Source organism: Thermoanaerobacter sp. A7A (genome assembly GCF_000445185.1).
In the GTDB taxonomy this organism is placed as follows: domain Bacteria; phylum Bacillota; class Thermoanaerobacteria; order Thermoanaerobacterales; family Thermoanaerobacteraceae; genus Thermoanaerobacter.
On the sequence record NZ_AVAF01000045.1, the window covers coordinates 40,167 to 46,319 of the forward strand.

Annotated in this window: 6 protein-coding genes and 1 pseudogene; 3 read left to right on the forward strand and 4 right to left on the reverse strand. The window is 35.5% G+C overall.

Going from position 1 to position 6,153, the window contains the following annotated elements:
• Positions 1 to 20: 20 nt before the first annotated feature.
• Positions 21 to 302, reverse strand: a complete 282-nt coding sequence (locus tag M663_RS0102965; RefSeq protein WP_029687875.1) for a DUF5668 domain-containing protein — start codon at positions 300 to 302, stop codon at positions 21 to 23.
• 108 nt (positions 303 to 410) lie between these two features.
• Here M663_RS0102965 and M663_RS0102970 point away from each other — a divergent pair, with 108 nt between their 5' ends.
• Positions 411 to 1,334, forward strand: coding sequence for a glycosyl hydrolase family 18 protein (locus M663_RS0102970; RefSeq protein WP_029687876.1), 924 nt, complete (start codon positions 411 to 413; stop codon positions 1,332 to 1,334).
• Between the two features lie 78 nt (positions 1,335 to 1,412).
• Positions 1,413 to 3,548, forward strand: coding sequence for an S-layer homology domain-containing protein (locus M663_RS0102975; protein WP_029687877.1), 2,136 nt, complete (start codon positions 1,413 to 1,415; stop codon positions 3,546 to 3,548).
• 24 nt (positions 3,549 to 3,572) lie between these two features.
• Here the strand turns inward: M663_RS0102975 and M663_RS0102980 are convergent, their stop codons facing one another.
• A complete protein-coding gene (locus M663_RS0102980) occupies positions 3,573 to 4,127 on the reverse strand; it encodes a TIGR01440 family protein (protein ID WP_029687878.1) in 555 nt (184 codons plus the stop codon).
• A gap of 203 nt (positions 4,128 to 4,330) precedes the next feature.
• Here M663_RS0102980 and M663_RS0102985 point away from each other — a divergent pair, with 203 nt between their 5' ends.
• Complete coding sequence (locus M663_RS0102985; RefSeq protein WP_029687879.1) at positions 4,331 to 4,927, forward strand: Fe-Mn family superoxide dismutase; 597 nt, start codon at positions 4,331 to 4,333, stop codon at positions 4,925 to 4,927.
• Positions 4,928 to 4,979: 52 nt separating this feature from the next.
• On the opposite strand, the gene sppA is transcribed toward M663_RS0102985, so the two are convergent.
• Positions 4,980 to 5,897, reverse strand: a complete 918-nt coding sequence (gene sppA, locus M663_RS0102990) for a signal peptide peptidase SppA (RefSeq protein WP_029687880.1) — start codon at positions 5,895 to 5,897, stop codon at positions 4,980 to 4,982.
• A gap of 14 nt (positions 5,898 to 5,911) precedes the next feature.
• Positions 5,912 to 6,153 (reverse strand): annotated as a pseudogene (locus M663_RS14490) (hypothetical protein); the annotation flags it as partial.

Here is a 6,153-nt window from a genome sequence, read left to right on the forward strand (position 1 = left end):
CTTTCTTACTACTTTACCTGTCAAAAATTGATGATACTTAAAGGATCTAAATAAAAAAGTTTGCTTGTAAAAATTAAAATCAAAATTGCCAATAATATGAACCCTAAATTAATGCTACTATTTTCTTCTCCATAGAGTTTATTGCTAAATATTAACTCCAACCCTAGCAAAATAAAAAAAGTAGGCCATACCATTTTATAAACAAAATAAGGCACATACACATTAAAGTTCGGCAAAAGTAACAAAATCCCCACAAATATAAGAGAAAGTGCACTAGCTAAAATTCCCGTTCTTCTTTTCATTTTTACCGTTGCCTCCTTTATTTCACTCTATAAAACATTATACATATTATGAAAGTATAAAGTCAAAATAAAAAAATTTTTATAAAAAATAACTTTGGAGGTGTAATAATGGATAACAAATGGTATTTTGATATAGCTCCCGGTACTATTGGTGACTTGAAAGCCCATGCAAAAGATATAACAACCCTCATCCCTTTTTGGTACGGGGTAAAAGAAGATGGAACTTTGGTTGACATGTCTTCCAGTGAGGTCAAAAAAATTGCCTCTGATAACAATTTACCTATTTATCCTATAATTCATAACTACTCAGACCCTAAAAAGTCTCAACTAATACACGATTTACTTTCAATACCAGCTCTCAGAAATAATTTAATTTCAAACATACGAAATATAGCTGAGACAAATAATTATCCAGGAGTCAATATAGACTTTGAATTTGTTCCGCCAGAAGACAGAGAAAATCTAAACATTTTTATAAGAGACTTATACATTTCTTTAAAAGCCATAGGAAAAATTGTTACAATTTCTGTTCCAGCAGAGCTAACTGACAACCCTAGACATCCATTTTCTGGAGCTTTCCAATATTCCTTTATCGCTCAATACGCCGATGAAGTATACATCCTAGCCTACGACGAACACTTTTCACAGCCTGGTCCGATTTCTTCAATAGGCTTCGTCACAAATGTCTTAAATTACGCTACAACAGTAATACCACCTCAAAAGATATGGCTTGGAATGGCAGTTTATGGGTATGATTGGACACAGGGCGTAAATTACCCAAGAACCTTAACATACCAACAAGCTGTGGACTTAGCAAAGAATTTAGGAGTATCTGTAATATACGACCAAACTGCCCAGGAATCTACTTATACCTATGTATTGAATGGCAAAGTTCATACAGTGTGGTTTGAAGATTCAAAAAGTTTTTCTGCAAAATTATCTCTAGTAGACAGCTATAAACTATCCGGCATAGCTATATGGAGATTAGGTCAAGAAGACCCTAAGATATGGAATATTTTAAGAGAAAGATGATTTTTCTATTTTTCTGGGAACTTATTTATCTTTTTTACGTCTAATAAAATGAAAAAACTAAAGGAGGAGGTTTCTTTTATGAAAAAATTTATTTCCATCGCAATTGCCCTTGCCTTCCTGTTTACACTTATGATACCATCAAACATGGCACAGGCACAAGCTGATACAAAGATAAGTTTAAAACAGGCCATTGAAATAGCAAAATCAAAATTAGGCATAAGTGATAGCGGCTACGACTTTAACTCTAACTACTATGAATACGGTAATAAAAAGTCATGGAATCTCAATTGGAATTCTTCTTCAAAAGGCAACATAAGCGTCACAATAGATGCCGATACAGGTGAAATTACAAACTATTACAGTTGGAGCCCCATTGCACAAGAACAGCCAAGAATCCCAAAATACACGCAGGATGAAGCAAAAAAAGTGGCAATTGAATTCTTACAAAAAGTAGCTCCTGAAAAATTCAAAGAAACAAAAGAACAAATTAACAATAATAACTATGGTTACAATGAATACTATTCTAATGACTATAATTTCACCTTTGAAAGAATAGTAAATGGTATACCTTTCCCGTATAACGCTTTATACGTCACAGTAAATAAAAATACTTTAAAAGTAACCTCTTACTCATTAAATTGGGAAGATTATTCCTTCCCCGACCCAAAAGCTGCAATATCTAAGGAAGAGGCAATAAAAATCTTTAAAGAAAAAATAGGTTTAAAACTTCAATACAACTTGGTCTACAACCAAGTATACGGCAATGAACCTCAAGCAATATTAGTCTATGGCATATACCAAAATGCGCCAATTGATGCTATTACAGGAGAAATAAAAACAAATGAAAACTATTATGTGCCAATGTATGGTGGTGGTGCTGGAGACAGTGAAATAAAAAGAGAATCTCTACAAAAACTCTCTCCAGAAGAGCAAAAAGCAGTCGAAGCCTCAGAAAAATACATATCAAAAGACAAAGCAATTGAAGTAATTAAAAAGAGCCTTCCTTTTTCAATAAGCGATTACAAGCTAAGCAGCGCAAACTTATATAGCGGCTATGATTATCCTCCTGCAAAATCAAATCCTATATGGTATCTTAATTGGACTTTAACTAAAGACAATAAATACTACTATGTAACCGCTTCTGTTGATGCAGTTACAGGTGAACTAACTTCCTTTACCAGAGGAGGTCCCGACATAGACAATGTGCAAGGAAAAGAACTTTCCTACACTAAAGAACAGATGAGAAAAATCGCTGAAGATTACCTTAAAAAAATAGTACCTGAAAAGTTCAGCAAAACAGCATATCAAGAAACAAATATTCCCGAAAGCTCCAAAATGATTGAAATGCCAGCATATCCATTCAGATATGTAGAAGTAGCAAATGGAATTTTGTGTCCTTTCAACAATATAAACGTCAATGTAAGTCCCTATACAGGGGAAATAGTCTCATATTCCATACATTGGACTTCTGTAAAATTGCCTTCTCCGGAAAATATAATAGGCCTTGAGGAAGCTTACAAGATAATGTTTGACAACTCTGAATTTACATTAACGTACATTCCAGACTATGACTATAAATCTCCAGATAAACCACCAACAATACGACTTGCGTATCAATCAAACTTCTACAACTATATAAATGCGAAAACTGGCCAAATTGTAGATTACAGTGGAAAACTTGTAGTTAAAAAATCAGAGGTTGTTTTTACAGACATAGAAGGCAACTGGGCAGAAAAGGATATAAAACTCTTAGTGCAATACGGAATAATTGATGTAAAAGAAGACAAATTCTATCCAGATAAAGACATACTCCAAAAAGATTTTGTAAAAATGCTCATTAGAGCAATACAGCCTCCCTATTATGACCCGATGCCAAAATCCTCAGATGATTATGACACTTACTATGCCATAGCAATAAATAAAAACATCATAACAGAAAAAGAGAAAAGCCCTGATTCTATGGTCACAAGACAGCAAGCAGCAAAGATGCTTGTAAAAAGTTTAGGTGTAGGTTATATAGCTAATATTCCAGATATATTTACAATAAACTTTAAAGACAAAGATAAAATACCTCAAGACATGATAGGATATATAGCTATAATATCAGGTCTTAAAATAATGAATGGTTCAGATGGATACTTTGAACCACAACAGCCTTTAACAAGAGCCCAGGCTGCTGCTGTAATAGTAAGATACCTTCAATTGAATAAATAACTTAAGGCACGGTCTACCGTGCCTTTACAATTTCTTATACCTTGCCCTTTCTCCTCCTACCATCTTAGGCCTAGTCCTTGCAGCAACAATTGGTGCTTCCCCTATTTTATTTCGGCTTAACCTCACAGGAACTACAACAGGCCTTAAATGCATGCCAATCAGCACAAGCCCAATGTCAAGCCCTGCATGACCCAATCCTTTTAAATTTTCAACCATTACAGGGCTTTTATACTGCTCGTAAGCATAAGTTTGCAAAGAACCGCCAGCATGCTCATGAGGAATGACATTTACCACTTCAAGTCCGTACTTTTCTTGCGCTTCTTCCTCCACCAAAAGCGCCCTGTTTATGTGCTCACAACCCTGTACCGCAAGGTAAAGCCATCTTTTATGTATCGCCTCCAGAATCGGGTCCATTACTGCTTTTGCCACATCAAGACTTCCTGCAGTTCCCACTTTCTTACCCAATATTTCACTTGTACTTCCACCCAAGACAAAAAGACTCCCCGGCTTTAAATTCGCTATGTCAAGTAACTCCTCTATGACTTCCTCTGCCTGCTTTGAAATCTCTTTTAAATTCATTTCTATCCCTCCTGAACTACCCTTTACTATCATTATACCATATTTCAAAGGACATTGGGGACGGTTCCTTTTGTCCGATTGTACCAAAAGTTACTCGATAAATTAAAATAGCATTTTAAAATAGATCACTATATAAATTTTTTTATGCACTAATTATACATCTTTTCATATGCTAAAATTAGATATTCAAAAGGAGGCATAATATGGATAAACTTGTAGCAAAAAAATATAATCTAGTTTTAAGAGGAATATCCCAAAGAACTCTTGAAGAACACTACAAGTTATACAATGGATATGTAGAAAAGACAAACGAAATACGCGAAAAATTAAAAACAGTTGACCGTTCAAAGGCAAATGCCAGCTATAGCGAATATAGAGAACTTAAACTAGAAGAGACTTACAATTTAGATGGAGTAAAACTTCACGAATTATATTTTGAAAACTTAGGTGGAGCAGGTGGCATACCTGACGGCATAATAGCCTCAATGATTGCTCTTGATTTTGGCTCTTTTGAAAGCTGGCGACAGGACTTCATAGCCTGTGGAATGGCTTCACGAGGGTGGACTGTCCTTTGCTTTGACCCTATAGATTTAAAGCTTCACCACTACCTTCAGGACTTCCACAACCATGGCACAGTATCAAGGACGATTCCCCTTCTGGTCCTTGATACCTACGAACACGCCTATTTTATAGATTACGGCACTGATAAAAAAAGTTATATAGAGGCCTTTATGAATAATATAAAATGGGAGGAAGTAAATAGAAGGGTTACCTCTTGGATAGAAATGCATTCTTTTTGAATCAGACAAAAGGAACCGTCCCCTTTGTCCCTTTGTCCGGTTCCTTTGTGAGCTACTTTGAATTTAAAAGCCACTTGTTAATAAATAAAACTCTTAATATTTCAAGTCCTCTCTCTTGCAAAGTACTATGTGCTGTACTTCCAAAAAGTATACTCCACGGGCTGGGGGCTGTGTAGTACTTCAAAACAGGTTTTCCTTTAATCCCAGCCTCTTTTGCAGCGATATCTACAGCATAATAGAAATCCCCTAATTTATCCACAAGACCAGCTTTAACTGCCTGTCTTCCTGTAAATATCCTGCCATCTGCTAATTCTTTTACTTTTTCTACTGGCATTTTTCTCCCTTCAGATACAATTTCTACAAACTGTTCATAGGTATCGTCTATAATCCCCTGCAAGATCTTTTTCTCTTCTGGAGTCAGATCTCTCGTAGGCGAACCCATGTCTTTGTAAGGTCCGCTCTTTATTGTTATCTCTTTTAATCCCAATTTGTCGTAAAGCCCTTCATAATTTGTATACTGCATTATAACCCCAATGCTTCCAGTTATTGTAGCTGGATTTGCAACTATTATGTCTCCGCCACAAGCTGCCATGTATCCTCCTGACGCAGCCGCATCCCCCATTGAAATTATCACTTTTTTCCCTGTTTCTTTTAACCTTTTAAGCTCTGTGTATATTTCTACAGATTTTGCTGCAGAACCACCAGGGCTGTTTATCTTGACAACGACTGCCTTTACACTGTTATCCTCTTGAGCTTTTCTTATCTGCTCGACTGGATCCCCTGTAACTTGTGGAATCCCCAATATGTTTGTAGTCTCCCCTATAACTCCTTCAATTGTTATAACACCTATTGTGTTTGAAGCCGATGGCACACTATTATTCTCTTGAGACATTGTAAGAAAAATGGATGCAATAACGGTACTAATTATCAAGACTATAACAATTAATCCTATTAACGCTTTTTTACTCATTTTTTCTTCCTCCCTCATTCTCCTTTGTACAGCTTTTTTACAGCACTTTTTGCCAATAAATAAACACATAAGTTTAATAAAATGAGCAAAATCCCTATTATTAAAGTTATTATTATTTCAGAAACATATAATTTTTTTAATAACAGCACAATTCCAGCAATGCACCCTATCAAAATAGTAGTAAGAATAAGGCTCAAAAGCACATTTAAATTCCCTTTCATAGCCTTTTGAGGATTCTCCCATTCAAAGGAAGGCT

What these genes read in the sequence shown, in the direction of transcription:
- M663_RS0102965 (WP_029687875.1), bottom strand. Translation starts at nt 302, where the DNA reads ATGAAAAGAAGAACGGGAATTTTAGCTAGTGCACTTTCTCTTATATTT.
- M663_RS0102970 (WP_029687876.1), top strand. Translation starts at nt 411, where the DNA reads ATGGATAACAAATGGTATTTTGATATAGCTCCCGGTACTATTGGTGAC.
- M663_RS0102975 (WP_029687877.1), top strand. Translation starts at nt 1,413, where the DNA reads ATGAAAAAATTTATTTCCATCGCAATTGCCCTTGCCTTCCTGTTTACA.
- M663_RS0102980 (WP_029687878.1), bottom strand. Translation starts at nt 4,127, where the DNA reads ATGAATTTAAAAGAGATTTCAAAGCAGGCAGAGGAAGTCATAGAGGAG.
- M663_RS0102985 (WP_029687879.1), top strand. Translation starts at nt 4,331, where the DNA reads ATGGATAAACTTGTAGCAAAAAAATATAATCTAGTTTTAAGAGGAATA.
- sppA (WP_029687880.1), bottom strand. Translation starts at nt 5,897, where the DNA reads ATGAGTAAAAAAGCGTTAATAGGATTAATTGTTATAGTCTTGATAATT.